Source organism: Paracoccus endophyticus (assembly GCF_003286075.1).
Taxonomy (GTDB): domain Bacteria; phylum Pseudomonadota; class Alphaproteobacteria; order Rhodobacterales; family Rhodobacteraceae; genus Paracoccus; species Paracoccus endophyticus.
Map to the genome: position 1 here is coordinate 108,961 of NZ_QLUV01000003.1, position 26,157 is coordinate 135,117.

Here is a 26,157-nt window from a genome sequence, read left to right on the forward strand (position 1 = left end):
CCGGGCCGGGAATGTCACCCTGCCCCTGCACACGCAGCGCAGGGCACAGATCACGAAGTCGTCAGGAGTGTCGCCATCGCGGCAGGCGTCAGTTCATGTCAGGGACCATCTTGCCCGGATTCATGATGTTGTTGGGGTCAAGGGCACGCTTGATCGTGCCCATCACCCCCCAGGCGGCGCCGTGCTGCGCGGCCATCAGCGGGCGCTTGCCCACCCCGATGCCGTGTTCGCCGCTGATCGTGCCGCCGACGGCGATGGCCCGTTCGGCCATGCGGGTGGCCACGCCCTTGGCGGCCGCCAGTTCCTCGGCGTTGCCGGGTTCCAGCAGCATCAGCACATGGAAATTGCCGTCCCCCACATGGCCCACCACATCGCCCAGAAGCCCGCTTGCATGCATGTCGGCCGAGGCCTGCGCCACCGCCGCCGGCAGTTCCGACATCGGCACGCAGATGTCGGTGGACATCCCCGTCGCCCCCGGCCGCAGCTTCAGCGCGGCGTAATAGGACGCGTGGCGCGCGGCCCACAGGCGGTTGCGGTCCTCCAGGCTGGTGGCCCAGGCAAAGCCCTGGCCGTTGTGCTCCTCGGCCAGGGCGCCGAACGCCTCGGCATCGGCCTTGACCGCGGCGGGCGAGCCGTTGAACTCGACCATCAGGTGCGGCTGCTCGGGATAGGCAGAGCCGAGGTGCAGGTTGACCGCGCGCATCGCCATGGCGTCCATGAATTCGATCCGCGCCATGGGGATGCCCATCTGCATCGTCTGCGCGACGCAGTTCACCGCGTCCTCCAGCGTGGCAAAGGCGCAGACGGCGGCCGCCACGTCCTCGGGCTGGCCGTGCAGGCGCAGGGTCAGCTCGGTGATGATGCCCAGCGTGCCTTCGGACCCGACCATCAGCGCCGTCAGGTCATAGCCGGCACTGGACTTCGCCGCCCGGGTGCCGGTGCGGATCACCGTGCCGTCGGCCAGCACCACCTCCAGCGCCAGGACGTTCTGGCGCATCGTGCCATAGCGCACGGCGGTCGTGCCGCTGGCGCGGGTGGACGCCATGCCCCCCAGCGAGGCGTTGGCGCCGGGATCGACCGGGAACATCAGCCCGGTCGCGCGCAGTTCGCGGTTCAGCGCCTCGCGCGTGACGCCGGGCTGGACGGTGGCCTGCATGTCCTCGGGCCGGACGGCCAGCACCTTGTCCATCCGCATCAGGTCCATGACCAGCCCGCCGTGGATCGCCAGCGCGTGCCCTTCCAGCGAGGTGCCGGTGCCCCAGCCGATCACCGGCACCCGGGCCTCGTTGCAGATCCGCAGGACCTGCGACACCTCGTCGGTGCTCAGCGGAAAGGCCACGGCGTCGGGCGGGGGCGCGCGGTGGAACGTCTCGGACGCGGCGTGCAGGTCCAGGTCCGACGCGCCGGTGGACAGCCGATCGCCCAGCACGGCGCGAAGTTGGTCGAGAACGGCGGTGGGGATCGGCATGGCGGGCCTCGGGCGCGGGGGATGAAGATCGTCGCGCGACCATGCCGCCGCGCGCGCCGCCGTTCAAGCGCGACCCTTTGGCGCGGCCTTCGGGGCGGCCTGGACGGCGCGACCGCGCGAGGCCCGCAACGGGCGTCGTTCTGGCGAAAATACTGCGGGCGTCCGGGGGCCGGGCTTCGGTCCGCGGCCCCGTCCGCATCACAATGGCGCGGTCGCCCGCGCCAGCCAGTCTCGCACGCCCGCCTCGTCGATCAGGGGGCCAATCTCGGCCGCGACGCGGGCGTGGTATTCGTCAAGCCACGCGATCTCGGCCCGGCTCAGCATCCCCGGCTCGATCAGGCGGGTGTCGATGGGAACCAGGGTCAGCGTCTCGAATCCCAGCAGGTCCCGGCCATCGGGGCTGTGCGCGGGTTCAACGGCGATCAGGTTCTCGATGCGGATGCCCCAGGCGCCCTCGCGGTAATACCCCGGCTCGTTCGAGAAGATCATTCCCGGCTCGATCGCCAGATCGGACCGGCGCGAGATGCGCAGCGGGCCCTCGTGGACGCACAGCGCGGCGCCGACGCCGTGGCCCGTGCCGTGGTCATAATCCATGCCCGCCTGCCACAGCGGCGCGCGGGCCACCGCGTCGATGTCGCGCCCGGCAAGGCCGCGCGGGAACCGCAGCCGCGACAGGGCGATCATGCCCTGCAGCACGCGGGTATAGGCATCGCGGACCGACGGATCGGGCCGGCCCACCGGCATCGTGCGGGTGACATCGGTCGTGCCGCAGGGATACTGGCCGCCCGAATCCAGCAGCAGCACGTCCCCCGGCCGCACGGTGCGGTCGGTGGCGCGCGTCACGCGGTAATGCACGATCGCGCCGTTGGGACCCGACCCGCAGATCGTGTCAAAGCTGAGGTCGCGGGCCCCGGCCGCACGGCGCGCGGATTCAAGGGCGCGCACGACGTCGATCTCGGTGAATGTGCCGGGGGGTTGCGCGTCGATCCAGGCCAGCGTGCGGATCATCGCCACCGCGTCGGCGCGATGCGCGGCGCGCATGCCGTCCAGTTCGGCCCCGGTCTTGCGCGCCTTGGGCAGCGCCACGGGATCGCAGCCGCGGACGATGGCGACGTCGGCGGACTCGAGCGCGGCGAACACCGCCTCAGGCGCGGTGTCGGGGTCCACGCGCACCGGCCCCGGCAGGCGGGCCAGCGCCGCGGCTAGGGCCTCGGGCGGGTGGATACGGACGGCCTTGCCCAGATGCTCGCGCAGGTCGGCGTCGAACTTGGCGGGGCTTGCGAACAGGTCCACCCCGCCCTGCGCATCGATGATGGCAAAGCCCTGCACGACGGGATTGCGGGGCACGTCGGCGCCCCGGATGTCGAGCAGCCACGCGATGCTGTCGGGGGCGGTCAGCACCGCCGCCCCCTGCCCTGCCTGCGCAAGGCTTTGCCCGATCGCCTCGCGCCGCTCGGCCGGGGTTGCGCCCGCAAGGGCCGCGTCGTGGATGCGCGCGGCCCCCTGCGGCGCGGCCGGGCGGTCGGGCCAGATCGCATCGACCGGGTTCGCCACGGACCGCACCGCGATGCCGCTGCCGTCCAGCCCGCGGGCCATCGCCTCGACCTCGGCCCGGGTGTGCAGCCAGGGGTCGAGGCCCAGCACGCCGCCCTGCGGCAGCGCCTCGCGCAGCCAGGCGGCGGCCGAGGTTTCGGGCCAAGGGACCGGGGTGAAGATCGCCGGATCGGTCTCGGCCCGGACCTGCACGCGATAGCGGCCGTCGATGAACACCCCGGCGCGGTCGGCCGTGACGATGACGAACCCGGCGCTGCCCGAAAACCCCGTCAGCCAGCGCAGCCGCGCGTCGCAGTCGGCGACATATTCCCCCTGATAGGCGTCCGCGCGCGGCACGATGACCGCGTCCAGACCGGCGGCGGCCATGTGCGCGCGCAGGGCCGCCACGCGCGGGGCGGCCTGCGCGGGATCGGCCCCGGCGTCAAAGCCCTGCCAGCCGGTGTCGCCTTGTGGTGCCGTATGCGTCATTGCGCGTCCCCCGTGGCGGCCGCGGATGCCGCCAGCAGCGGGGCCATGTCCCCCGCCCAGCCGCTTGCCGAGCCGCCGGTCGCCAGACCCGCCCGGTACAGGATCCCCATGCAGGCCGGATCGAACGGCGCGGTCGGCAGGTCGGCCGGAACCGCCGCCACGTCGAAGGCGAAGCCGTCGCGCCGGGCCTGGCGTCGCATGTCCGCGATGGGGGCGCCCAGACCGCACCCGGCGACCGGCGCAGCCAGCGCGGTGGCCAGCACAGCCCCCGGCGCGCGGTCGAGCGAACCCTTGCGCGCAGCCGTCGCGCCGCGCACGTCAGCGGCGTCCCGCAGCCATGGCGCGCGCGCGCTTGCGCGGGTCGGATTCGAACAGCGCGGCCAACTGCTCGGTCATCGCGCCGGCCAGCTGGTCCACGTCCGTGATCGTCACGGCGCGCTGGTAATAGCGCGTGACGTCATGGCCGATACCGATCGCGATCAACTCGACCTGCTTGCGGCGCTCGACCATGGCGATCACGTCGCGCAGGTGCTTTTCCAGATAGTTCGCAGGGTTCACCGACAGCGTGCTGTCATCGACGGGCGCCCCGTCCGAGATCACCATCAGCACGCGCCGCGCCTCGGGGCGGCGGGTCAGGCGGCGATGGGCCCATTCCAGCGCCTCGCCGTCGATGTTTTCCTTCAGCAACCCTTCCTTCATCATCAGCCCCAGGTTCGGGCGCACCCGCCGCCACGGCGCATCGGCGGATTTGTAGACGATGTGGCGCAGGTCGTTCAGGCGTCCCGGTGACGCGGGCCTGCCCGCGGCAAGCCACGCCTCGCGCGACTGGCCGCCCTTCCAGGCGCGGGTGGTGAAGCCCAGGATCTCGACCTTGACCGAGCAGCGTTCCAGCGTGCGCGCCAGCACGTCGGCGCAGATGGCGGCGATGCTGATGGGCCGCCCGCGCATCGACCCCGAGTTGTCGATCAGCAGCGTGACCACGGTGTCGCGGAACTCGGTGTCCTTCTCGACCTTGAAGGACAGGGGCATCGTCGGGTTCGCCACGACGCGCGCCAGACGACCTGCGTCCAGCACGCCCTCCTCCTTGTCGAACTCCCAGCTGCGGTTCTGCTGGGCCTGCAGGCGGCGCTGCAGCTTGTTGGCCAGACGGCCGACCGCGCCCCGCAGCGGTTCCAGCTGCTTGTCCAGATAGGACCGCAGCCGTTCCAGCTCGGCCGGCTCGGCCAGATCCTCGGCGCGGATCTCCTCGTCGAAGGCCAGGCTGAAGACCTTGTAGTCGGCGGACGCCTCGCTGACCGGGGGCGGCAGCTCGGGCGGCATCTCGCTGTCGGCCATCTCGGCGTCTTCGGCCATCTCGTCGTCGGACTGGTCGTCCAGGCTGACCTGCGCCTGGCGTTCGTCCTGCGTGCGCTCCTGGCTGCGTTCGGGACTGGCCTCGGCGTCGTCGCCCTGCTCCTCCTCCTGCGACTGGTTCTCGCCCGATTCGGGGTCGGGCTCGGCGGTGTCCTCGGCGTCGTCCTGGTCGGGCTGGTCGGGATCGTCGCCCAGCTGGTCGCCATAGCCGAGGTCCGCGATCACCCGGCGCGCGACGCGGGCAAAGGCCGCCTGGTCGCCCAGCGCCAGCGCCGCCTCGTCGAGCGCCGCACCCGCCTGCTGTTCCACGAAGGGCCGCCACAGGTCCGCCACGTGCTGCGCGCCCGCCGGCAGCACGCGCCCCGTCGCCGCCTGACGCATCAGATAGCCCGCGGCCACCGCCAGCGGCGCGTCGGCGGGCGCCTTGATCTGGCCATAGCCCTTGCGATCCGCGTCGGCGCCCAGCCGTGCATCGATGTTGGACAGCGCGCCCGGCATGTCGCGCGCGCCCAGCGCCTCGCACCGCGCGGTTTCCATCGCCTCGTAAAGGTCGCGCGCCATCGGCCCGCTCGGGGCATAGCGGGCGTGGGTGGCGGCATCGTGGTGGCGCAGGCGCATGGCCAGCGCATCGGCGGTGCCGCGCGCCTGCACGATCTCGTCGCGCGTCATCCGCCGGCTGATCTGGGGCAACCGCATCGTGTCGCCCGCGACGCCCGACGGATCGGCGGTGAAGGTCACGTTCAGTTCGCGTTCGTCGGCCAGGGCGCGGGTCGCCTCGGCCAGCGCCTTCTTGAACGGGTCGGCGGGGTTGTCGATCGGTTTCATGGCTTATCTTTTCCGCCAAGCGGGGGCGACTGTCCATGCCGGACAACGGCCCCGCGGCCGCGACCGCCGAACCCGCGGCAGGCCCCGCGCGTTGCGGCCCCACAGCCCGAGGATCACCATGCGCCCCACCATCCTGCCCCTTGTCGCGACAGCAGCCCTGCTGGCCCTGCCGGTTGCGGCCGAAACCCCGCAGCAGGCCTATCGCCGGGGATTCCAGGACGGCGTCGCGGCGGTGAACGCCCAGATGGGCCAGGTGACGGCACGCATCCAGCAGCAGGTGCAGGACCAGGTGAACGCCCAGCTCGCGCAGATCGAGGCGCAGCGCGGGCGCGAGCTGGACGCCCGCCTTGCCGCCGCGCAGGCCGAGGCGCTGACGGGGACCTCAGGACCCGCAACGACCGCCACCGGCACCGCCGCGCCCGGCCTGCCGGTCAGCCGGATGCCGACATTGCCACCGATCCCGCAGCCTTCGCGTGCCGCTGCCGGGCAGGCCGCCCCCCTGCCCAGCGATCCGGCCGCCTTGCAGCCGGGCACGACCATCACCATCACCGACCCGCAGGCCCTGCCGCCCGAGCTGTTTCGCATGCTGATGGAGCATGTCCGCCGATAAAGCGGGGGACCGGACCGGCCGGCAAAGCGATGCAGCCCCGGCCGCCCAAGCGGTCAGCGGCAGGGCGGCCGCCGCTGGGCTGCCCCGCTTCGGTCAGGGTGTGGGGCGGCGCCTCAGCCCGCGCGGGCGGCGGCGCTTTCGGGCAGTTCCTCGTCGAACAGGCGCTGATAGAACTCGGCCACGGTCTGGCGTTCCAGCTCGTCGCACTTGTTCAGGAAGGTCAGACGGAAGGCATAGCCCACGTTGTCGAAGATGCGGCTGTTCTGCGCCCAGCTGATGACCGTGCGCGGGCTCATCACCGTGGACAGGTCGCCCTGCATGAACGCCGTCCGGGTCAGGTCCGCCAGAGTCACCATCTGCGCCACGCACTTGCGGCCCTTTTCGGTGTTCATCTGCGGCACCTTGGCCAGAACGATCGCCGTTTCGGCGTCATGCGACAGATAGTTCAGCGTGGCGACCAGGTTCCAGCGGTCCATCTGGCCCTGGTTGATCTGCTGGGTGCCATGGTAAAGCCCGGTGGTGTCGCCAAGCCCGACGGTATTGGCGGTGGCGAACAGCCGGAAATACGGGTTGGGCGTGATGACCTCGTTCTGGTCCAGCAGGGTCAGCTTGCCCTCGGCCTCCAGCACGCGCTGGATCACGAACATCACGTCGGCGCGGCCGGCGTCGTATTCGTCGAACACGATGGCGGCGGGGTTGCGCAGCGCCCAGGGCAGGATGCCCTCGTGGAACACGGTGACCTGCTTGCCCTCGACCAGCTTGATCGCGTCCTTGCCGATCAGGTCGATGCGGCTGACGTGGCTGTCCAGGTTCACCCGCACCGTGGGCCAGTTCAGCCGCGCGGCCACCTGCTCGATATGCGTCGATTTCCCCGTGCCGTGATAGCCTTGGATCATCACGCGCCGGTTGTAGGCAAAGCCCGCCAGGATCGCGAGGGTCGTGTCGGGATCGAACTTGTAGGTCGAGTCCAGATCGGGCACGCGGGCGGTGCGTTCGGCGAAGCCCTTGACCTTCATGTCGCTGTCGATGCCGAAGACGTCGCGGACGTCGATATCCTCGGTCGGTTTCGCGGTGGCGTCCAGATCGGCCATGGCCCTGCCCCTTTCCTGATCCGGCCGTTGATGGCGCATCGCGCGACGGGGTGCAAGCCGCCGCCGCTGGCCGCCGCGGGATGGCAGGCAGGGGATGAACCGGACGGGCGCTGGCGCGTTCTGGCCAATGGGGCGGCAGGCAAGGCAAGGGAACAGCGGATGAGCGGGCTGATTGCACTTCTCGATGACGTGGCGGGCATCGCCAAGGTGGCGGCGGCCTCGGTGGACGACGTGGCGGGGATGTCGGCCAAGGCCGGAATGAAGGCCGCGGGCGCGGTCATCGACGATGCGGCGGTCACGCCCAAGTACGTCCACGGCTTCGACGCCAGCCGCGAACTGCCGATCGTGTGGCGCATCGCCAGGGGATCGATCTTCAACAAGGTCGTGATCCTGCTGCCCATCGCGCTGCTGTTGTCGGCCTTTGCACCGTGGCTGATCTCGCCCCTGCTGATGATTGGGGGCGCCTATCTGTGCTTCGAGGGGGCCGAGAAGGTCTGGCACGCCCTGAACCCCCACGCCCACCATGACAGCTACGAGGGACAGGAAACGGGCGACCCGTGCCACCTCGAGGAGGCCAAGGTCAAGGGCGCGATCAAGACCGACTTCATCCTGTCGGCCGAGATCATGACCATCGCCCTGTCCACCATCCCCGCGACCGAGGGGATCGTGATGCGCGCCGTGATCCTGTTCTTCGTCGCGCTGGCGATCACCGCCGCCGTCTATGGCTTTGTCGGGCTGATCGTGAAGGCCGACGATGTCGGCCTGTCGCTGGCACGGCGCGGCGACGGGGCGGCCGCCAGCCTGGGCCGGGGGATCGTCCGGATCATGCCGGGATTCATGACGCTGCTGACGGTCGTCGGGACGGCCGCGATGATCTGGGTGGGGGGCAACATCGTCATCCACGGGCTGCACGAGCTTGGCCTGCACCAGCCCTATGAATGGATCCACCACCAGGCCGAATGGGCGGCAGGGGCGGTCGGGGCCGCGCCGGGCTTTGTGCGCTGGCTGGTCACCGCCTATTTCGACGGCATCGTCGGGCTGGTCCTGGGGTTCGCGCTCATCCCGCTCAGCAAGGTGCTGTTCATCCCGTTGTGGACGGCCGGCGCGCGGCTGCTGGGACGGGCGCCTGCCGGGTCCGAGGCGTGATGCGGATGCCAAACTCCGGGGCCCAGGATGGCGCAGGCCCTTGACGCCGGTGGCGCCGTGCCGCTTGCCTCTGCGCCATGCTCTACGCCTATCAGATCTGCGGCCACGCGCTTGGGCCCCTGACCCCCGACCAGCCGCTGGACAGCGCGGTCTGGATCGATCTCTATCGCCCGCTTGACCGCCAGGTGGCGCAGGCCGAGGCGCTGGGGATCGAGATCCCCACCCTTGCCGACATGGAGGAGATCGAGATCTCGAACCGCCTCTATCGCCAGGGTGACGCAGCCTACATGACGGCGGTGCTGCCCGGGCGGCTGCCGGACGGCCAGTCGGTGGCCATGCCCGTCACCTTCATCCTGACGCAGGCGCGGCTGGTCACGGTGCGCCACCACGCCCCCCGTCCGTTCGAGACGCTTCCGACCCGTGCCGAACGGGCGGCATTCGGCACCCAGACGCCCGACAGGCTGTTTCTGTCCCTGATCGACGAGATCGTCGCGCGGCTGGCGGACCTGTCCGAGGGCGCCAGCAAGGTCGTGGACGAAGTGGCCTCGGGGGTGTTCGGCGGTGCGGCCCGGGGGCGACCCGCGCATCTGCAAACCGCGCTGGAACGGACGGGCCAGCAGGCCGACCTGATGTCGCGCGTCCGTCTGGCGCTGCTGACGATCGAGCGCATCCTTGCGTTCTATTCCGTGGGGCTGGACGGCCATGCCGATGCGGCGCGGCTGAAGGCGGCCGTCAAGGCCATCAACCGCGACATCCAGGCGCTGGAGGTGCATGCGGACTTCCTGACCTCGCGCGTGTCGCTGACGGTGGACACGACGCTGGGGATGATCAACCTGCAACAGAACAACACCGTCCGCATCCTGTCGGTGGTGGCCGCGCTGTTCCTGCCGCCGACGCTGATCGCCAGCATCTACGGCATGAACTTCCAGCACATGCCGGAACTGGATTGGCGCTGGGGCTATCCGCTGTCGCTGGTGGCGATGCTGGTGACGGCCGTCGGGGTCTGGCTGCTGCTGCGCTGGCGGCGCTGGCTTTGATCCGGCGGACCCGGCCGGTCCGCTGCCCGATCGGCCCCGCGGGGCCGCACGGACGCGGGCATCCGCCGCCTTGATGGCGTGGCGCAACGGGCCTATCTGGACGCGGCAGAACCGGGGACGGGCCATGAAGACGACGCTTTCGTACATGACATGGCCCCTGATCATGACCGCCGCAGGTCTGGTGCTGGCCCTGGCGCTGGGGTTGCAGGTCTCGGGGACGATGGCCGGGGCTGCATCGTTCCTGCTGATTGCGACCGTGCTGGCGGTGCTGGAAATCTCGCTGTCCTTCGACAATGCCATCGTCAACGCCAACAAGCTCAAGACGATGGCGCCGGTGTGGCAGCGCCGCTTTCTGACCTGGGGGATCGTCATCGCCGTGTTCGGCATGCGGCTGGTCTTTCCGCTGCTGGTCGTGGTGATCGCCGCGCGCATCGGCCCGCTGGACGCCGTGCGGCTGGCCGCGACCGAGCCCGCGCGCTATGCCCAGCTGATCGACGCCGCCCACCTGCCCATCGCGGCCTTCGGCGGGTCGTTCCTGATGCTGGTCGGCCTGAGCTATTTCTTCGACCAGTCCAAGGAGATCGACTGGATCGGCGGCCTCGAGCGAAGCCTGCGCGCCGTCGGATCGGTCCGCGGGATGGAGATCGGCTTTGTCCTGCTGGTTGTTCTGATCTTCACCATCCTTTTGCCCGAGGCCGCAAAGGCCGCGTTCATGTTCGCGGCCATTTGGGGGATCGTCACCTATCTTGCGGTCGATGCGCTCGGTCAGGTTCTGGACCATTGGGGCACAAGCGGCGGTTCGGCCGCCCAGGGCGGCCTTGGCGCGTTCCTCTATCTCGAGGTGCTGGACGCCTCGTTCAGCTTTGACGGGGTGATCGGTGCCTTCGCACTGACCCAGAACCTGTTCCTGATCGTCATCGGACTGGGGATCGGCGCGATGTATGTGCGGTCCATGACGGTGATGCTGGTCGAACGCGGCACCCTGGCCGAGTTCCGGTACCTGGAACACGGCGCGTTCTGGTCCATCCTGATCCTGTCGGTCGTGATGTTCGCCCAGACGATGTGGCATATCCCCGAGGCGGTCACGGGCCTGTTCGGCGCGGCCGTGATCGGGTTGTCCTTCCTGTCGTCCCTGCGCTGGAACCGCGCCCACGCTGAAGCGTGATCGCGGGCGCGCGCGGCCGGTGCAGCAGGCCGGCCCGTCCGGGGGCGCGGCGGCACGGGGGCAAGGCGGAAAGCGGCGCGGCCGCCAGGCGCGGAAGGGGGGCTTCAGCTCGACAGCAGCGTCAGCGCCGCGCTGTAGGACGACTGCGTGGGCGTCACGCTTTGCGCGGTCAGCAGAAATCTCTGGATGAGCAGTTCGACCTTGCCGGCGTCGGCCAGGACGCTGGGTGAGCCCGATCCCAGCAGCCGTTCGCTTCTGGCCTTCAGATCCTGCACCTGCCGGTCCAGCGGCAGCTTGGAAAAGGCAGTCCCGAGGTTGAAGGCGCCCTCGACCACCTTGCGCAGCGGAGTCGACCCCAGGATCGTGTACCATTTCGTGGCGTCCGTTGACGGCGACGCGGCCAGCGTCGGCAACTCGCGCCGCGCGTTCATCGCAAGCCGCAGGTTGCCGTCGACGGTGCCCACCCGCCGTTCCAGTTCGGCATCGACATGACGGGCCACGATCGCGTCGGCAAAGCCCGGTGCGGCCGTGCCCGGCTTGGCCGTGCCAAAGCCGAACGCCTGGGCCATCGCCTTGTAGCGCTTGTCGCTCAGGCGGTTCACCAGGCTCTTGGGGTCGTTCAGGTCGGATTCGAGGACCTTTCGGATGAAAAACCGGCTGTTCAGGTCATTCTCAAGCCCGAACGCGGTCAGGGCGGTCCTGAGCAGTCGGAAGTCCGACACCAGCTGCCCTGCCGTTTGTACCGAGCCGATCGTCCCCCTGAAGTGGCGGTGATCCTGCGCGACCACCGGATCGCGGGCAACCATCGCCTTTTGCTGCTCGGTCGTGCGGACCAGCAGGCGCCACCCTGCATAGCCGCCCGAGCCGACGAGGGGCTGGACGCTCATGTCACCTGCGCGAACAGCCGCGCCTCTCGCGGCAGCAGGCTGCGCAGGCGCCGCAGGACCTGATAGTAGTTGCCCTGAATGGCGTCGGTCGTGGCGTCGTCCAGCGCCAGGCGGCTGTCGCGATCGTCGAAGACCTGCGACAGCTGCTCGATCCCGCGCAGCAGGTCGCGCCGTCCGTCCGCAGGCGCGACGTCCTCGGACAGGATCAGCTGTGCCAGATAGCAGACGCGCGCCACCGGCGTCGTGACGGCATCGGGGTGAATGGCCTCCTTCAGGCGAAGGATGTTGGCATTGGGCGACTTGATGGCCAGTCGCGCCCGGCGGTCGCCGTTCTCGATCACCGCGCCGTTGACCAGCACGCGCTCGCCCGGCGCAAGCTTGAGGATCAGGCCGCTCATTGCGCCACCTCTCCGCGCAACCCCTTCATGATGGACAGGTTGATGTCGATCAGGGGTGCGGGGCTGACGCCGCGCGTCATCACGCCCTGCCCGTGCCGGATCGAGAACAGCGCGAGCGACAGCAGGCCCGCGCGCAGCGGCTCGGGCAGGCCATTGCCCGCCTCGGCCAGGTCGGAGGCGAGGGTCTGCCACAGCTGCGTGTTCACATGCGCCGCGGCTGCCAGCGACCCGTGACCGTCTGCGGCCTGCTGAAGCTGCCGCGTGGTGCGGGCGAACGCGTCGTACTCGATGTCGCGGGGCGTCCGGATCTCTTCGGCGCCGAAACGCCGGGGGGCAAATCCTTTCGGATGGGCGGTCAAGGGGCGGCTCCTTCTGGGGGCGGGCTTTGGGGGGAAGCGGGCGCGCGGCCGGCGGGCGGCGCGCGCCCCGCGGTGTCATCAGCCGCGGAACAGCGACAGGATGTTCTGCGGCGCCTTGTTGGCGATCGACAGCGACTGGATGCCCAGCTGCTGCTGGGTCTGCAGCGCCTGCAGGCGGGCAGAGGTTTCTTCCATGTTCGCGTCGACCAGCGAGCCGATCCCGGACTTGAGCGAGTCCGTCAGCTTGGACAGGAACTCGCCCTGCGCCTCGATGTTGGCGCCGGCCGCGCCGAACTTGGCCGCCGCGTCGATGGCGGTCTTCATCATCGTCTCGATCGACGCCAGCGCGCCGGATGCCCCGGCCGCGGTGGACACGTCCAGTCCGGCCAGAGCGCCCAGTCCGCCACTGCCCACGTTGCTGAACTGTGCGGCGACCGTCAGGTCCGACGTCCCCGCGTTGGTCAGCGACAGCGTACCGGCCGAGCCCTGGTCATAGTTGACGGTCAGCCCGTCGATGCCCAGCTTTTCGATCGCGGATTTCAGACCGACTGCGACGATGTCGGCGGGCGACGTGGCCGTCGCATCATTGGCCGAAAGCGTATAGCTCGCGACCTTGTCGCCGATTCTCACCGAAATGCTGTCGCCGGCGGCTAGCGGCGCGGTGTTGTCGATCACCAGGTCGCTGGCAGCCGCCCCCGCATTCAGGCTGAACGCGGCGGCGTCGCCGGTCGTGGAGGCGCCCTCCGACCCGGTCAGCGCCGCCTTGGGGGCGTAGACACCAACCGACAGATTCTGTCCGGCAACGGTGATGTTGGACAGGGTCGTGGTGCCGTCCGCCGCACGGTCGATCGACGACAGGAAGTTCACCGACGTGTTCGTCCCGTTCAGCAGGTTCAGCCCGTTGACCTGAGCGGCCTTGACGGTGCCCTCGACCTGCGATCGCAGATCGACGACATCCTTTTGCAGCTTGGCACGGTCGGACGTCGGGCTTTGCGCGCTGATGATCGTGTCGCGCATCTTGGTCAGCAGCGAGCTGATCTTTTCGGCCCCCTCGCGCGCCATGCCGACCGCCGCCCCGCCCGTCGCCAGGCCGGACGAGATCGCCTTGAAGCCGCTGACGTCGGCCTCCATCACCTTCGAGATCGCCCAGACGGCCGCGTTGTCCTTGGCCGTCGCGACCGTCTTGCCGGTCGAGATCTCGTCCTGGGTCTTGGCCAGGCCCGCGTTGATCCCTTTCAGGGTCTGCAGCGCGACCATCGCGCCATTGTTGGTCAGAATGCTGGACATGACGTCCTCCTGTAAACGGCGCATTGTGCGCCAGGGTTGCAAGATGGATTGGCCTTCTGACCGGTGGGAAAATCCCGTGCATCGGTTGATGCGAGGCCCTGATTACCAAGGCCCCCCTAAGGAATAATGAACGGCGCTGGCGATGTCGCGCGCGGTTTCATTCGCATTTTCGTCAAAACCTTTGCACCACCCTGGAAAGGTCCGTGGTCACGCGCTGGCGTCCGCTGCGGTCATAGATATCCAGCCCGCCGGCCGCCGCCGCAATGTCGCGCAGGACGGCCTGCGCCTGGTCCAGGCCCGTCCGGGAGGCGACGGCCAGCGCGCGCAGCCGGGCCAGCTGCCGCTCGCAGGCCAGCCGCTCCTCCTGCGAAAGCGGGTGACGGTGCAGGTCTGCGGCGAATGCCTGCAACAGGCTGTCGCACCGGTCCGCCGAGCCGTCGCGCAGCGCGTCGCCCGCACGGGCGATCAGCGACGCCCGATCACGCATCGCGGCCCCCTGTCCGCAGGTCCAGCCGCAGGTCGATCGCCTGCGCCAGGGATTGCGCCAGCTGTTCGGTTCGGAACGAGGCAAACTGCGCCTCGCCCGCCCCGCCCCCAAACGAGCCCGCAAGACCCTGCGGCATCACGTGCTTGAGCATTTCCGCCAGAAACGCCGTTTCCAGCTTTTCGGCGGGCGCCATGGCCGGAACCGGCGGCGGACTGGATCTGAATTGGACCTGCATGATGGCTCCTTGCCTGCGTCGGCCCGAAATAGCAGCCAGCGGTAAACAATCGGTAACTTTCACCCCGTAAAAGGAAATGGAACGGTGATTCCCGGTGCATCATGATTTCCCTAGACCCAGTCCAGTGCCCGCCGCCAGCCGGCCTGACCGCCCCCGCCAAGGCGGCAGGGGACGGCGCAGCATTCGCGCAGCTTGTGGCGGCGGGGGCGGGCGGCGGCCCGGCCACAGCCCCGCCGATCGAGCCCGAGACTGGTGACGAGACGCAGGACCCTGGCACAGCCGAGGGGCGTGCCGACGCCGCGGATTGCGCCGAGTCCACGGACGAACAGCAGGCCTGGGCGGGCGCCTGGCCCGGGCTGCCCCCGGCCCTCGCCGCGCCTTACCCGGACCCTGGGCCCGGCGACAGCCTGCAAGCCGACGCGCCGCCGTCCTTTGCCAAGGAGGGGCAAAACCAATCCGCCGCGGCCTCTTTCCCGTTCAGCTTCGATGATGCGGCCCTGAACAGCCGGGACAGGCACTCCGCCGACCCCGGCAAGCCCGGCCCGGACGCGGCGCAATCACCCCCCACGCCCAAGGCTGACAGCGGCGCGACCGCCGCCTCGGGACCTGCCCCCGCGCCAGTTCCTGCCATCGCCCCCTGCAACCCCGTGCCGTTCGACATCGCCGTGGCCCCCGCGCCGGTCGCCGCATCGGGGGCGCCCATGCCGCGTCCCAAGCCCCTGGGCGCGGCTGCAGAGCCCTCGCCGTTCGGGTCGCCGGACCCGGTGCCACAGGACGCACCCGCGATGCCAAAGACCTCTGGCGCAGACCTTGTGACGTCGCCAAGGGAATCGCCTCACGCAAGCGCGCCGGACAACGAGGAACGTCCGCGCACCAGCACCGCCGCGGCCCCACGGCGAACGGCGGCGGACCCCGTCACCGCCGGACCGGTCGAGATGTCCCCTGCGCCCGCTCTGGCGCGAACCGGCCCGGCGCCGCTCGGCGACGATGGCCTTCGCAGCGCCCCACAGCTTCCGCCGCATCGCCAGATCGCCGACGCCGTGGTGCGCAGCACCGGGGGGGTTGTCGAAATCACCCTGGCCCCGGTCGAGCTGGGGCGGCTGACCGTGGTCATCGGCACCAGCGGCGCAGGCCCGCGGCTGGGCGTGATCGCGGAACGTCCCGAGACGCTGGAGCTGATCCGCCGCCACAGCGACATGCTGATCCGAGACCTGCGGGACAGCGGCCTGCCGGATGCACAGTTGAGCTTTCAGCGCAGCGACGCACCCGAACGCCCGTCGCAGGCCGGCTCGACCGCGGGGTGGCACGCACAGGGCAGCACCGGGGAACAGGCGCACGGCCTGGACACGCGGGGCGGCGCACCAGACGGTCAGTCCGAAGGCGAGTCTCGCCCACGCGGCGCCCGGCGCGGGTCGGCAGACGACGCGGATCAGATCATCCCGGCATCGGCCCCGTCACGGCCGTTTGCCGGTTCCCACGGCCGCCTCGACATCAGGGTCTAGACAGATGACAACACTTTTTCCGCCGCAGACCGCCCCCGCCCCCCTGTCGATGACCTCGGCACCTGGGGGCGCCAGAACGGCGCAGGCCTTCTCTGCGGCGGCGCCTGTGCCGGCGACCGCGTTCACGGACGCCCCGTCAGCCGCCGGGCCGATGGCGCAGGTCGGCGGGGACTTCGACACCTATCTCAAGATGCTGACGACGCAGATCAAGAACCAGGATCCGCTGAATCCGATGGAGGGATCGGATTTCGCAGTGCAGCTTGCCACGTTCTCGGGCGTCGAACAGCAGGTGCGCACCAACGCCCTGCTGGGCCAGCTTGTCGGAGAGGGCTCGGGCGGCCTGTCGGCCCTGGCGCACTGGATCGGCAAGGAGGTGCGGACGACCGCCCCGGTGGCCTTTCAGGGCAGCCCGCTGACGATGCAGATCGATCCCGCACGGGACGCCGATCAGGTGACGCTGGTCACACTGGACGTCTCGGGGACAGAGGTGCTGCGCGAGGACATCGGCACCGGCACCGGCGAGGTGGACTGGTCGGGACGCCGCGCGGACGGGACGGCGTTGGGTCACGGCCGATACAGCTTCCGGCTGGAAAGCGCCCTTCGCGGCGAGGTGATCGCGACCTCCAACGTGGGCGTCTTTGCGCCCGTGACAGGGGCAGAGCTGACGGCCCAGGGCACCCGACTGACACTGGCCGGGGGCGCCTCGACCCTGGAGTCCGAGGTGACGGCGCTGCGCGAACGCGGCAGCTGACCGGCCGTCTTGCAACCCGCGACGGCACGCCCGTTGCCCGGGCGGGGCCAATGGCCGCGACCCGGGACTGCGCCCCGATGAACAGCGCCGCCGGCGCCGCCTGCTGCGGGCGCGGCCCCGGCCCAGGGCATCGACGGGCGGCCTTGCACACCCGCCCGCGCCGCGTATAACCCCGGACGATTTGCAAACGACGATCGTCCGAGGGGGCCGCCATGCCGAAACGTACCGATATCTCCTCGATCCTGATCATCGGCGCGGGGCCCATCGTGATCGGCCAGGCCTGCGAGTTCGACTATTCCGGCGCCCAGGCCTGCAAGGCCCTGCGCGAGGAAGGCTATCGGGTCATCCTGGTGAACTCGAACCCGGCCACGATCATGACCGACCCCGGCATGGCCGACGCGACCTATATCGAGCCGATCACGCCCGAGATCGTCGAGAAGATCATCGCCGCCGAACGCCCCGATGCGCTGCTGCCGACGATGGGGGGGCAGACGGCCCTGAACACCGCGCTCGCGCTGGCCGACATGGGCGTGCTGGAACGCTACGGCGTCGAGCTGATCGGCGCCCAGCGGGCCGCCATCGAGATGGCCGAGGACCGCAAGCTGTTCCGCGAGGCGATGGACCGGATCGGCCTTGAAAATCCGCGCGCCACCATCGTAACCGCGCCCAAGCGGCCCGACGGCCGGCCCGACATCAATGCGGGCGTGGCCCAAGCGGTCGAGGCGCTGGACGACATCGGCCTGCCGGCCATCATCCGCCCGGCCTATACCCTGGGGGGGACCGGCGGCGGCGTCGCCTATAACCGCGACGACTACGAGGCGATCGTGCGCTCGGGCCTTGACGCATCGCCCGTGGCGCAGGTCCTGGTCGATGAAAGCCTGCTCGGCTGGAAGGAATTCGAGATGGAGGTGGTCCGCGACAAGGCGGACAACGCCATCATCGTCTGCGCCATCGAGAACATCGACCCGATGGGCGTGCATACCGGCGATTCGATCACCGTCGCCCCCGCCCTGACACTGACGGACCGCGAATACCAGCGGATGCGCAACGGCTCGATCGCAGTCCTGCGCGAAATCGGGGTCGAGACGGGCGGCTCGAACGTGCAATGGGCGATCAACCCCGCCGACGGCCGGATGGTGGTGATCGAGATGAATCCCCGCGTCAGCCGCTCGTCCGCGCTGGCATCCAAGGCCACCGGATTTCCCATCGCCAAGATCGCCGCCAAGCTGGCCGTGGGCTATACGCTGGACGAGCTGGACAACGACATCACCAAGGTCACGCCCGCCTCGTTCGAGCCGTCGATCGACTATGTCGTCACCAAGATCCCGCGCTTTGCCTTCGAGAAGTTCCCCGGGTCCAAACCCGACCTGACCACCGCGATGAAATCCGTGGGCGAAGTCATGGCGGTCGGCCGCAGCTTTGCCGAATCGCTGCAAAAGGCGCTGGCGTCCATGGAAACCGGCCTGACGGGCCTGGACGAGATCGCCATCGAGGGGGCGGCCGAACACGGCAAGCCCGCCTTTGTCGCCGCGCTGTCGAAGCAGACCCCCGACCGTATCCGGGTCATCGCCGAGGCGATGCGCGCGGGCTTGCCCGACGACGAGATCGCCGCGATCACCCGGTTCGATCCGTGGTTCCTGGCCCGCATCCGCGAGATCGTGGATGCCGAGCATGTCGTGCGTCACGCGGGCCTGCCTGCCAATCCCGAACGGCTGCGCCGGCTGAAGATGATGGGCTTTACCGACGCGCGCCTGGCGCATCTGACCGGGCGCGACGAGGCCGACATCCGCCGCACCCGCCGCGCCGCCGGCGTCCTGCCCGTCTTCAAGCGCATCGACACCTGCGCGGCCGAGTTCGAGGCCCAGACCCCCTACATGTATTCGACCTACGAGATGCCCGCGATGGGCGAGGTCGAGTGCGAGGCGCGGCCCAGCGACCGCACCAAGGTCGTGATCCTGGGCGGCGGCCCCAACCGGATCGGCCAGGGGATCGAGTTCGACTATTGCTGCTGCCACGCATGCTTTGCGCTGACCGACGCCGGCTATGAAACCATCATGGTCAACTGCAACCCGGAAACGGTCAGCACCGACTACGACACCTCGGACCGGCTCTACTTCGAGCCGCTGACGCTGGAGCATGTGCTGGAGATCCTGCGCGTCGAGCAGGAGAACGGCACCCTGCACGGCGTCATCGTCCAGTTCGGCGGCCAGACGCCCCTCAAGCTGGCGAACGCGCTTGAGGCCGAGGGCATCCCGATCCTGGGCACCAGCCCGGACGCCATTGACCTGGCCGAAGACCGCGAGCGGTTCCAGAAGCTGCTGAACGACCTGGGCCTGCGCCAGCCGGTGAACGGCATCGCTCGCAGCCGCGACGAGGCGCGCGAGATCGCCGCGCGCGTCGGCTTTCCGCTGGTGATCCGCCCGTCCTATGTGCTGGGCGGCCGCGCGATGGAGATCGTGCGCGACATGGACCATCTCGACCGCTACATCACCCATGCGGTGCAGGTGTCCGGCAAGAACCCGGTGCTGCTGGACAGCTATCTGTCCGGCGCGATCGAGGTGGACGTGGACGCGCTGTCGGACGGCACGACCGTCCACGTCGCCGGCATCATGGAGCATATCGAGGAAGCCGGCGTCCACTCGGGCGACTCGGCCTGCTCGCTGCCGCCTCATACGCTGGACGCGGCCACCATCGAGGAGCTCAAGGTCCAGACCTCCGCGATGGCCCTGGCGCTGAACGTCGTGGGCCTGATGAACGTGCAGTTCGCGATCAAGGACGGCGAGATCTTCGTGCTGGAGGTGAACCCCCGCGCGTCCCGCACCGTGCCCTTCGTCGCCAAGGCGACGGACAGCGCCATCGCCTCGATCGCCGCGCGCCTGATGGCGGGCGAGCCGATGGAGGCGTTTCCCCACCGCGCCGCCTATCCCGCGGGCGTGGGTCCCGACACCCCCCTGCCCTATGCCGACCCGCTGACTCTGGCCGATCCGGTCACGCCGTGGTTTTCCGTCAAGGAGGCCGTGCTGCCCTTCGCCCGCTTCCCCGGCGTGGACACGCTGCTGGGGCCGGAGATGCGCTCGACCGGCGAGGTGATGGGCTGGGACCGCAACTTCCCCCGCGCCTTCCTCAAGGCGCAGATGGGCGCGGGCACGCACCTGCCCGAATCGGGGCGGGTGTTCGTGTCGGTCAAGGACGCCGACAAGACCCCGCAGATGGCCGAGGCCATGCGCGCGCTGTCGGGAATGGGGTTCACGCTGCTGGCGACCCGCGGCACGCTGGACTTTCTGGGCGCCGCGGGCGTTCCGGCCGAACTGGTCAACAAGGTCTACGAGGGCCGTCCGAACATCGTGGACCGGCTGAAGAACGACGAGATCGCGATGGTGCTGAACACGACCGAGGGCGCGCAGACCATCTCCGACAGCCGCGACATCCGCTCGGTCGCGCTGTACGACAAGATCCCGTATTTCACGACGGCGGCGGGGGCGATTGCCGCCGTGGCGGCGATCAAGTCGCGCGAGGAAGGGGACGTGGGGGTGAGGACGTTGCAGGGGTGAACTATGGTAGAGCGGTGGCTGACTACTTCAGAGGTGGATGATGTTGTCTACTCGATAAAGCATCTGTCCTCTTGCTTGGAGCAAGTTTCCGTTGAGCAGAGAGCGTGGAAGTGGGCGATACTTTCCGTGCACAGTGCGCTTTGTGGTGCCATGGTTTGCCACCTATCCGGCTCGGCTGGTATAGGTGCACTGACTGAGAAGTCGGCTCGCGCTATGCTTGAATGGCACGAGAAGGCGCGGTTTGGCGATCCAGGGGCATGCCCCCGCGAAGCCGTTGCAAGCCCTCAGGACCTTTTTGCAAGGGTATTTGGCAAGTCGCCATTTATCGAACAATATCCTCAAACAAAGCTGGATGCCACAACTCAACAGCAACGAGCCTTTGAGCAGATACACGATTTAAGAAACCAATTTGTTCACTTTTCGCCTAAGGGGTGGATTATTGAATGCTCAGGATTGCCGCAGAGCGTCTTATCATTGTTAAATTTGATAGAAGTTATTGACGGTGCGGGTTGGGCGTTCAGGCACCTTGATGACAAGCGCACAGAACTCTTGGAAGCGATAAAAATTTGCACACAACGATGCACTGCTCTTGCAAGAGACAAATAGTTCCCATCACTGCAGCTTTCGCTTGCATGCCGGGCAGGAGTGAATGACAATAATCAACTAGACAGTCTGCAAGCTCATGGGAGGAAGACTTGTATAGATTTTGTTCTGGATTGCTCGTCACGACTCTACTGATCTCTGGTTGCGCGACCTCGGAAGGTTATAACCAACAGGTGTCGAGTTGGGTAGGCTCAACCGAAGGCGAACTCGTGAGCGCACTGGGCGCGCCTGAAAGCGTTTATGCTCCGACACCGGGACAACGCGTTCTTACCTATGTTTCTAGGCAGCAATTCACCACAAACAAGAGCGTATATGTGCCGAGCGCTTCTGGGTATGGAACATATCAACCGGGCGGGCAGCAACTTCACGACATGCAATGCAGGACAAATTACACTGTCGCTCAAGGCCGTGTCACCAAGGTGTCGTTCTCTGGAAATAGCTGTGTGGCATAGCGTATAGCAATCCTAGGGTGGGTTCCACGCCCACTGCACCGCAATGGCGGGGCAAGATCCCACCCTACCGCGCCTTTAACCACGCCATCGTATCCGCCCGCGCCGAGCGCTTCTCCTCGCCCAGCGGCACACCCGGCTCGTCGCTCATCAGCCGGGCGGCGTCGGGGCCGAGGTCCTCGTAATCCTTCTGCGCCTCGCCCCAGCCCGGCTTGCGGCCGTCCAGCCCCTCCTCGCTCATCGGGACAGGCAGCCCCTCGTCTCGCCCCACCCAGCAGCCCCGCGCGAGGCCAGCCCCAACGCAGCCCGCCCTGTCCGCCCCCCAACCCCGCCCCGCCTCCCCTTCCCCGCCCTGCGCCCCCGTGCCACAACCCCCCCATGAACACCGACATCCTGATCATCGGCGGCGGCATTGCGGGCGTTTCGGCCGCGGCCGAGCTGGCCCCCCACGCCTCGGTTGTGCTGCTCGAATCCGAGGACAACCTGGCCCATCACGCCTCGTCGCGTTCGGCGGCGCTGTACGAGCCGCATTACGGCCCGCCGCCCGTCGTGGCGCTGTCGCTCGCCTCGGGCGAGGCGCTGCGGGCGGCGGGCGTGCTGACGCCGCGGGGCGTGCTGCTGGTCGCCTCTGCCGACCAGGCCGCGTCCTTCGCCGCCGAGGCCGAGGCAATGCAGCTGACCTCCGTGTCCCCCGAGGAGGCCGCGGCGCTGTTTCCGCCGCTTGACCCCGCGCGTGTCGCCCATGCGGCCCGGGCCGACCATGCCAGCGACATCGACACCGACGCGCTGATCCAGTCCTATGCGCGCGCCGCCCGCCACCACGGCGCCACGCTGCGCACCCGCGCGCCCGTGACGGCCATCGCGCATGACGCCGCCGGCTGGACCGTGACGACCGCGACCGACCAGATCCGCGCCACGATCCTGGTGAACGCCGCCGGCGCCTGGGCCGACCGGGTCGCGTCCATGGCCGGCGTGGCGCCGCTGGGCTTGCAGCCGCACCGACGGTCGATGGCGCGCATTCCCGCGCCCGGCGGCCTCGATCCGGCGCGCTGGCCGATGGTCTTCGGCGTCGCCGAGACGTGGTACGCCAAGCCCGACGCCGGCGCGCTGATCGTCTCGCCGGCCGAGGCCGACCCGGTGGACGCCCACGACGCTTGGGCCGACGACATGGTTCTGGCCGAAGGGCTGGCGCGGTACGAGGCGATGATGCGCTTTCCCGTCGACCGGCTGCTGTCCAGCTGGGCGGGACTGCGGACCTTTGCGCCCGACGGCAACCCGGTCTATGGCCCCGAGCCCGACCGTCCCGACTTCATCTGGTTCGCGGGCCAGGGCGGCTATGGATTCCAGTCCGCGCCCGCCGCGGCCCGGCTGATCGCCGATGTGACCCTTGGCCGCAGACCGGACGCGGCGCTGTCGGCCCTCTTGTCGCCAGCGCGTCTGCGGGGATAAGCCTGCCGTGTCATATAGGAGTATGGGAATGTCTGCTGCCGACAAGATGGCCGATCAGCGCGCGATGAACAAGGCGCTGAACAAGCTGGTGCCCGAAACCCTCAAGGGCTTCATGGCGCTGGAACACGGCGCCACCCGCCACGGCGTGCTGGACGCCAAGACCAAGGAATTCGTGGCCCTTGGCATCGCGATCTCGGAACGCTGCGAGCCCTGCATCCTCTTTCACGTCCAAGCCCTGATCAAGGCCGGCGCCACCCGCGAAGAGCTGGGCGACGTCTGCGCGATGGCGATGACCATGGGGGGCGGGCCCGCGCTGATGTATGCCGCCCGCGCGCTGGCCGCCTGGGACGAGCTGTCGGCCGCCTGACGCATTGCCGCCCCTGCGCGCGCCGCGTATGGGGGGCGCAAACGGGGGATGCAGATGAGCGTCAACAGCTTCGGCCGGGTATTCCGCTTTACCAGCTGGGGCGAAAGCCACGGTCCGGCGCTGGGCGCCACGGTGGACGGATGCCCGCCCGGAATCGCCCTGGACGAGGCGTTCATCCAGCGCCAGCTGGACCGCCGCCGCCCCGGCCAGTCGAAGATGACGACCCAGCGCCAGGAACCCGACGCCGTGCGCATCCTGTCGGGCCTGTTTCAGGGCCGCACCACGGGCACGCCCATCCAGCTGATGATCGAGAACACCGACCAGCGCTCGCGCGATTACGGCGACATCGCGCAGGCCTTCCGGCCGGGGCACGCCGACATCACCTATCACCTCAAGTACGGGCACCGCGACCATCGCGGGGGCGGGCGGTCCAGCGCGCGCGAGACCGCGGCGCGGGTCGCGGCCGGGGGGGTGGCGCTTGCCGTCCTGCGCGATCTGCTGCCGGGGCTGCGGATCACCGGCTACATGGTGCAGATGGGCGACCGGCACATCGATCGCGCCCGGTTCGATCGGGCCGAGATCGACCGGAACGACTTTTTCCTGCCCGACGCGGGCGCGGTCGCCGACTGGACCGATTACCTGACCGGCATCCGCAAGGATCAGGACAGCGTCGGCGCCGCGGTCGAGGTGCTGATCCAGGGCTGCCCACCCGGCCTGGGCGCGCCCGTTTACGGCAAGCTGGACACCGACCTGGCGGCCGCGATGATGTCGATCAACGCCGTCAAGGGCGTCGAGATCGGCGAAGGGATGGCCGCCGCCGGCCTGCGGGGAACGCAGAACGCCGACGAGATCACCATGGGAGCGGACGGCCCGGCCTATGGGTCCAACCACGCAGGCGGCATCCTGGGCGGGATCTCGACCGGGCAGGACATCGTGGTGCGGTTCTCGGTCAAGCCGACCAGCTCGATCCTGACGCCCCGGCGCACGATCACCGCCGCGGGCGACGAGATCGCGCTGGTCACGAAAGGCCGCCATGACCCCTGCGTGGGCATCCGCGCCGTCCCGGTGGCCGAGGCGATGGCCGCCTGCGTGATCCTGGACCACCTGCTGCTGGACCGCGCGCAGACGGGCGGGGTGCGCGGCCGGATCGGGCCGGCCCCCTGAAGGCCGCGCCCGCAGAGGGGCGCGGGCGGGCCTTGGCCCAAGGTCGCGCCACCCGCGCGGCCCGCTTGACTATGCCGCGCCGCCGCGCCACCTGTCACCGGCAACGATCCCGAGAGGCCCCGTCCGATGTCCATTCCCCAGCAGGGCGGCGGCCCGATCGAGCGGCGCGAGCAACTGGCCGACTATATCGCTGGCGGGGAAAAGCCGCGTGAGGCCTGGCGCATCGGCACGGAACACGAGAAGTTCGGCTTTTCCTGGGACGATCTGACGCCCCTGCCCTATGACGGCGCGCGGTCGATCCGCGCCATGCTGGAAGGGCTGCGCGACCGGTTCGGCTGGACCCCGGTCGAGGAAGCCGGCGCCATCATCGGGCTGAGCCGGGACGGCGCGAACGTCAGCCTGGAACCGGGCGGACAGCTGGAGCTGTCGGGCGCGCCGGTCGAGACCCTGCACGAGACACGCGCGGAACTGGACAATCACCTGTCCGAGGTGGCCGAGATCGCGCGCGGCCTGGGCGTCGGCTTCATGGGCCTGGGCGCGGCCCCGGTGTGGTCGCAGGACCAGATGCCGATGATGCCCAAGGGCCGCTATCGGCTGATGACCGATTACATGGACCGCGTGGGCACGCTGGGAAAGCAGATGATGTACCGCACCTGCACGGTGCAGGTGAACCTGGACTTCGGGTCCGAGGCCGACATGGTGCAGAAGCTGCGCGTCGCGCTGGCACTGCAACCGGTCGCCACGGCGCTGTTCGCCTCGTCGCCGTTTCTGGACGGACGGCCCAACGGCATGAAGTCGTGGCGCAGCCATATCTGGCAGAACCTGGACGCGGCGCGCACGGGAATGCTGCCCTTTGTCTTCAAGGACGGCTTCGGGTACGAGGCGTGGGTGGATTATGTCCTTGATGTGCCAATGTATTTCGTCTATCGTGACGGCCGCTACATCGACGCGCTGGGGATGTCGTTCCGCGACTTCCTGAAGGGGCGCCTGCCGGCCCTGCCGGGCGAGGTGCCGACGCTGTCGGACTGGGCCGACCACATGACCACGGTGTTCCCCGAGGCGCGGATCAAGAAGTACATCGAGATGCGGGGCGCCGACGCGGGCGACCGCGCGCATCTTGTGGCGCTGCCCGCGCTGTGGGTCGGGCTGACCTATGACCAGTCGGCCCTGGATGCGGCGAGCGACCTGGTCCGGGGCTGGGACGACGACACGCGCGAGGGCCTGCGGCGGGCTGCCGCGCGCGACGGGCTGGCGGGAGAGGCGAACGGCATTCGCCTGCGCGACCTGGCCGCGCAGGCGGTGCAAATCGCGCGCAGCGGGCTGGCCGCGCGTGCGCGCGAGGGCGGCGGTCTGGCGGATGAAACAGCTTACCTGGACGTCCTGGACGCGCAATTGGCAACGGGCGAGGTCACGGCCGACCGGCTGCTGGCGCGCTATCAGGGCGAATGGGCGGGCGACCTGTCGCATATCTACGCTGACCAGGCCTATTGAGGGATGGGGCCGGTCGCCCGGCCCCGTCTTTCGCTGGTCGGCCGGTCAGGCGTCGCGGCGCTCGGCCATGAACTGGTCGAACTCGGCCTTGTCCTTGGCCTCGCGCAGCCTGGCCAAGAACTCGACAAAGGCGCGATGCTCGTCCTCCAGCCGCTTCAGCGTTTCGTCGCGATAGGCGTCGAAGGCGACGTTGCCGGACGAGGCGGCGGGATGGAACACCGCGGTGCGGGTGGCGTGACAGCGTGCGAACATGCGCTTGCTCCAGATCATGTATCCAAGGATGGCCAGGCCGACCGGCCAGAAGACGACCAGCCCAAGGGCGACGGCGGCCAGCCAGGCAAGGCGGCCGCGGTCGTCCAGCCAGTCGCGGGCGCGGACCAGCGGGTTGACGCGGGGGGTGGCGGAATAGACGGCGGGGTGCATCTGCGGGCTCCGTGTTGATGTGAATGTTAATCACATT

Annotated in this window: 25 protein-coding genes; 12 read left to right on the top strand and 13 right to left on the bottom strand. The window is 69.2% G+C overall.

The annotated features are described in order from the left end of the window. Window positions 1-88: 88 nt before the first annotated feature. From DPQ23_RS05475 to cobT, 4 genes are all read right to left on the bottom strand, one after another. Window positions 89-1,468: an FAD-binding oxidoreductase gene (locus DPQ23_RS05475; protein ID WP_112873690.1), complete on the bottom strand. Its 1,380-nt coding sequence runs from the start codon at window positions 1,466-1,468 to the stop codon at window positions 89-91. 198 nt (window positions 1,469-1,666) lie between these two features. After that, window positions 1,667-3,490 (bottom strand): aminopeptidase P family protein, encoded by a 1,824-nt coding sequence (locus tag DPQ23_RS05480; RefSeq protein WP_112873691.1) that lies wholly within the window; start codon window positions 3,488-3,490, stop codon window positions 1,667-1,669. After that, on the bottom strand, window positions 3,487-3,807 hold the full coding sequence (locus DPQ23_RS05485; protein WP_112873692.1) for a hypothetical protein: 321 nt from the start codon (window positions 3,805-3,807) through the stop codon (window positions 3,487-3,489). Before DPQ23_RS05485 ends, DPQ23_RS05480 begins: the two co-directional genes overlap by 4 nt. A gap of 1 nt (window position 3,808) precedes the next feature. Then, complete coding sequence (gene cobT, locus DPQ23_RS05490; RefSeq protein ID WP_112873693.1) at window positions 3,809-5,668, bottom strand: cobaltochelatase subunit CobT; 1,860 nt, start codon at window positions 5,666-5,668, stop codon at window positions 3,809-3,811. A 118-nt stretch (window positions 5,669-5,786) separates the two neighbouring features. On the opposite strand from cobT, the gene DPQ23_RS05495 reads away from it, so the two are divergent. Continuing rightward, window positions 5,787-6,278 carry a hypothetical protein gene (locus tag DPQ23_RS05495; protein WP_112873694.1) on the top strand — a complete coding sequence of 164 codons (492 nt, stop codon included), beginning with the start codon at window positions 5,787-5,789 and terminating at the stop codon, window positions 6,276-6,278. A gap of 113 nt (window positions 6,279-6,391) precedes the next feature. Here the strand turns inward: DPQ23_RS05495 and cobS are convergent, their stop codons facing one another. After that, window positions 6,392-7,369: a cobaltochelatase subunit CobS gene (gene cobS, locus DPQ23_RS05500; protein WP_162630645.1), complete on the bottom strand. Its 978-nt coding sequence runs from the start codon at window positions 7,367-7,369 to the stop codon at window positions 6,392-6,394. A 159-nt stretch (window positions 7,370-7,528) separates the two neighbouring features. Here cobS and DPQ23_RS05505 point away from each other — a divergent pair, with 159 nt between their 5' ends. From DPQ23_RS05505 to DPQ23_RS05515, 3 genes are all read left to right on the top strand, one after another. Beyond that, window positions 7,529-8,515 (top strand): DUF808 domain-containing protein, encoded by a 987-nt coding sequence (locus DPQ23_RS05505; RefSeq protein WP_112873696.1) that lies wholly within the window; start codon window positions 7,529-7,531, stop codon window positions 8,513-8,515. A 77-nt stretch (window positions 8,516-8,592) separates the two neighbouring features. Continuing rightward, on the top strand, window positions 8,593-9,552 hold the full coding sequence (locus DPQ23_RS05510; RefSeq protein WP_112873697.1) for a magnesium transporter CorA family protein: 960 nt from the start codon (window positions 8,593-8,595) through the stop codon (window positions 9,550-9,552). A gap of 124 nt (window positions 9,553-9,676) precedes the next feature. Beyond that, on the top strand, window positions 9,677-10,717 hold the full coding sequence (locus tag DPQ23_RS05515) for a DUF475 domain-containing protein (protein WP_112873698.1): 1,041 nt from the start codon (window positions 9,677-9,679) through the stop codon (window positions 10,715-10,717). A 104-nt stretch (window positions 10,718-10,821) separates the two neighbouring features. On the opposite strand, the gene DPQ23_RS05520 is transcribed toward DPQ23_RS05515, so the two are convergent. The 6 genes from DPQ23_RS05520 to DPQ23_RS05545 form a co-directional block, all read right to left on the bottom strand. Then, a complete protein-coding gene (locus DPQ23_RS05520) occupies window positions 10,822-11,604 on the bottom strand; it encodes a DUF1217 domain-containing protein (protein WP_112873699.1) in 783 nt (260 codons plus the stop codon). Next, window positions 11,601-12,002 carry a flagellar biosynthesis repressor FlbT gene (gene flbT / locus DPQ23_RS05525; protein ID WP_112873700.1) on the bottom strand — a complete coding sequence of 134 codons (402 nt, stop codon included), beginning with the start codon at window positions 12,000-12,002 and terminating at the stop codon, window positions 11,601-11,603. The genes DPQ23_RS05520 and flbT overlap by 4 nt, the downstream gene beginning before the upstream one ends. Beyond that, window positions 11,999-12,361 (bottom strand): flagellar biosynthesis regulator FlaF, encoded by a 363-nt coding sequence (gene flaF, locus DPQ23_RS05530; RefSeq protein WP_112873701.1) that lies wholly within the window; start codon window positions 12,359-12,361, stop codon window positions 11,999-12,001. Before flaF ends, flbT begins: the two co-directional genes overlap by 4 nt. Window positions 12,362-12,439: 78 nt before the next feature. Further along, complete coding sequence (locus DPQ23_RS05535; protein WP_112873702.1) at window positions 12,440-13,648, bottom strand: flagellin; 1,209 nt, start codon at window positions 13,646-13,648, stop codon at window positions 12,440-12,442. A 172-nt stretch (window positions 13,649-13,820) separates the two neighbouring features. Continuing rightward, a complete protein-coding gene (locus DPQ23_RS05540; RefSeq protein WP_112873703.1) occupies window positions 13,821-14,135 on the bottom strand; it encodes a hypothetical protein in 315 nt (104 codons plus the stop codon). Beyond that, window positions 14,128-14,370, bottom strand: coding sequence for a hypothetical protein (locus DPQ23_RS05545; RefSeq protein ID WP_112873704.1), 243 nt, complete (start codon window positions 14,368-14,370; stop codon window positions 14,128-14,130). Before DPQ23_RS05545 ends, DPQ23_RS05540 begins: the two co-directional genes overlap by 8 nt. 935 nt (window positions 14,371-15,305) lie before the next feature. On the opposite strand from DPQ23_RS05545, the gene fliK reads away from it, so the two are divergent. The 4 genes from fliK (at window position 15,306) to DPQ23_RS15365 (ending at window position 20,780) form a co-directional block, all read left to right on the top strand. Beyond that, the gene (fliK, locus tag DPQ23_RS15360) at window positions 15,306-15,872 is read left to right on the top strand and encodes a flagellar hook-length control protein FliK (protein ID WP_162630646.1); all 567 of its coding nucleotides are present in this window, start codon (window positions 15,306-15,308) and stop codon (window positions 15,870-15,872) included. A gap of 4 nt (window positions 15,873-15,876) precedes the next feature. Next, on the top strand, window positions 15,877-16,623 hold the full coding sequence (locus tag DPQ23_RS05555; RefSeq protein ID WP_240602461.1) for a flagellar hook capping FlgD N-terminal domain-containing protein: 747 nt from the start codon (window positions 15,877-15,879) through the stop codon (window positions 16,621-16,623). Between the two features lie 212 nt (window positions 16,624-16,835). Beyond that, entirely contained in the window at window positions 16,836-20,174 is a 3,339-nt protein-coding gene (carB, locus tag DPQ23_RS05560; protein ID WP_112873706.1) for a carbamoyl-phosphate synthase large subunit, read from the top strand. Window positions 20,175-20,177: 3 nt separating this feature from the next. Beyond that, window positions 20,178-20,780 (top strand): hypothetical protein, encoded by a 603-nt coding sequence (locus DPQ23_RS15365; protein ID WP_162630647.1) that lies wholly within the window; start codon window positions 20,178-20,180, stop codon window positions 20,778-20,780. 513 nt (window positions 20,781-21,293) lie between these two features. Here the strand turns inward: DPQ23_RS15365 and DPQ23_RS15370 are convergent. After that, window positions 21,294-21,467, bottom strand: coding sequence for a hypothetical protein (locus DPQ23_RS15370; RefSeq protein ID WP_162630648.1), 174 nt, complete (start codon window positions 21,465-21,467; stop codon window positions 21,294-21,296). A gap of 137 nt (window positions 21,468-21,604) precedes the next feature. On the opposite strand from DPQ23_RS15370, the gene DPQ23_RS05565 reads away from it, so the two are divergent. The 4 genes from DPQ23_RS05565 to DPQ23_RS05580 all read left to right on the top strand — a co-directional run bounded on the left by DPQ23_RS05565 (window position 21,605) and on the right by DPQ23_RS05580 (window position 25,697). After that, window positions 21,605-22,675, top strand: coding sequence for an NAD(P)/FAD-dependent oxidoreductase (locus tag DPQ23_RS05565; RefSeq protein ID WP_112873707.1), 1,071 nt, complete (start codon window positions 21,605-21,607; stop codon window positions 22,673-22,675). Window positions 22,676-22,703: 28 nt separating this feature from the next. Next, window positions 22,704-23,042 carry a carboxymuconolactone decarboxylase family protein gene (locus DPQ23_RS05570; RefSeq protein ID WP_112873708.1) on the top strand — a complete coding sequence of 113 codons (339 nt, stop codon included), beginning with the start codon at window positions 22,704-22,706 and terminating at the stop codon, window positions 23,040-23,042. A gap of 54 nt (window positions 23,043-23,096) precedes the next feature. Next, window positions 23,097-24,206 carry a chorismate synthase gene (aroC, locus tag DPQ23_RS05575; RefSeq protein ID WP_112873709.1) on the top strand — a complete coding sequence of 370 codons (1,110 nt, stop codon included), beginning with the start codon at window positions 23,097-23,099 and terminating at the stop codon, window positions 24,204-24,206. 126 nt (window positions 24,207-24,332) lie between these two features. After that, window positions 24,333-25,697: a glutamate--cysteine ligase gene (locus DPQ23_RS05580; RefSeq protein ID WP_112873710.1), complete on the top strand. Its 1,365-nt coding sequence runs from the start codon at window positions 24,333-24,335 to the stop codon at window positions 25,695-25,697. Between the two features lie 45 nt (window positions 25,698-25,742). On the opposite strand, the gene DPQ23_RS05585 is transcribed toward DPQ23_RS05580, so the two are convergent. Continuing rightward, entirely contained in the window at window positions 25,743-26,120 is a 378-nt protein-coding gene (locus DPQ23_RS05585; protein ID WP_112873711.1) for a DUF2852 domain-containing protein, read from the bottom strand. Window positions 26,121-26,157 lie beyond the last annotated feature (37 nt).

Excerpts from the sequence above, each read along its gene's own strand:
- DPQ23_RS05475 (WP_112873690.1), bottom strand. The coding sequence starts at position 1,468 with ATGCCGATCCCCACCGCCGTTCTCGACCAACTTCGCGCCGTGCTGGGC.
- DPQ23_RS05480 (WP_112873691.1), bottom strand. The coding sequence starts at position 3,490 with ATGACGCATACGGCACCACAAGGCGACACCGGCTGGCAGGGCTTTGAC.
- cobT (WP_112873693.1), bottom strand. The coding sequence starts at position 5,668 with ATGAAACCGATCGACAACCCCGCCGACCCGTTCAAGAAGGCGCTGGCC.
- DPQ23_RS05495 (WP_112873694.1), top strand. The coding sequence starts at position 5,787 with ATGCGCCCCACCATCCTGCCCCTTGTCGCGACAGCAGCCCTGCTGGCC.
- cobS (WP_162630645.1), bottom strand. The coding sequence starts at position 7,369 with ATGGCCGATCTGGACGCCACCGCGAAACCGACCGAGGATATCGACGTC.
- DPQ23_RS05505 (WP_112873696.1), top strand. The coding sequence starts at position 7,529 with ATGAGCGGGCTGATTGCACTTCTCGATGACGTGGCGGGCATCGCCAAG.
- DPQ23_RS05510 (WP_112873697.1), top strand. The coding sequence starts at position 8,593 with ATGCTCTACGCCTATCAGATCTGCGGCCACGCGCTTGGGCCCCTGACC.
- DPQ23_RS05515 (WP_112873698.1), top strand. The coding sequence starts at position 9,677 with ATGAAGACGACGCTTTCGTACATGACATGGCCCCTGATCATGACCGCC.
- DPQ23_RS05520 (WP_112873699.1), bottom strand. The coding sequence starts at position 11,604 with ATGAGCGTCCAGCCCCTCGTCGGCTCGGGCGGCTATGCAGGGTGGCGC.
- flbT (WP_112873700.1), bottom strand. The coding sequence starts at position 12,002 with ATGAGCGGCCTGATCCTCAAGCTTGCGCCGGGCGAGCGCGTGCTGGTC.
- DPQ23_RS05535 (WP_112873702.1), bottom strand. The coding sequence starts at position 13,648 with ATGTCCAGCATTCTGACCAACAATGGCGCGATGGTCGCGCTGCAGACC.
- DPQ23_RS05540 (WP_112873703.1), bottom strand. The coding sequence starts at position 14,135 with ATGCGTGATCGGGCGTCGCTGATCGCCCGTGCGGGCGACGCGCTGCGC.
- DPQ23_RS05545 (WP_112873704.1), bottom strand. The coding sequence starts at position 14,370 with ATGCAGGTCCAATTCAGATCCAGTCCGCCGCCGGTTCCGGCCATGGCG.
- fliK (WP_162630646.1), top strand. The coding sequence starts at position 15,306 with ATGTCCCCTGCGCCCGCTCTGGCGCGAACCGGCCCGGCGCCGCTCGGC.
- DPQ23_RS05555 (WP_240602461.1), top strand. The coding sequence starts at position 15,877 with ATGACAACACTTTTTCCGCCGCAGACCGCCCCCGCCCCCCTGTCGATG.
- carB (WP_112873706.1), top strand. The coding sequence starts at position 16,836 with ATGCCGAAACGTACCGATATCTCCTCGATCCTGATCATCGGCGCGGGG.
- DPQ23_RS15365 (WP_162630647.1), top strand. The coding sequence starts at position 20,178 with ATGGTAGAGCGGTGGCTGACTACTTCAGAGGTGGATGATGTTGTCTAC.
- DPQ23_RS15370 (WP_162630648.1), bottom strand. The coding sequence starts at position 21,467 with ATGAGCGAGGAGGGGCTGGACGGCCGCAAGCCGGGCTGGGGCGAGGCG.
- DPQ23_RS05565 (WP_112873707.1), top strand. The coding sequence starts at position 21,605 with ATGAACACCGACATCCTGATCATCGGCGGCGGCATTGCGGGCGTTTCG.
- DPQ23_RS05570 (WP_112873708.1), top strand. The coding sequence starts at position 22,704 with ATGTCTGCTGCCGACAAGATGGCCGATCAGCGCGCGATGAACAAGGCG.
- aroC (WP_112873709.1), top strand. The coding sequence starts at position 23,097 with ATGAGCGTCAACAGCTTCGGCCGGGTATTCCGCTTTACCAGCTGGGGC.
- DPQ23_RS05580 (WP_112873710.1), top strand. The coding sequence starts at position 24,333 with ATGTCCATTCCCCAGCAGGGCGGCGGCCCGATCGAGCGGCGCGAGCAA.
- DPQ23_RS05585 (WP_112873711.1), bottom strand. The coding sequence starts at position 26,120 with ATGCACCCCGCCGTCTATTCCGCCACCCCCCGCGTCAACCCGCTGGTC.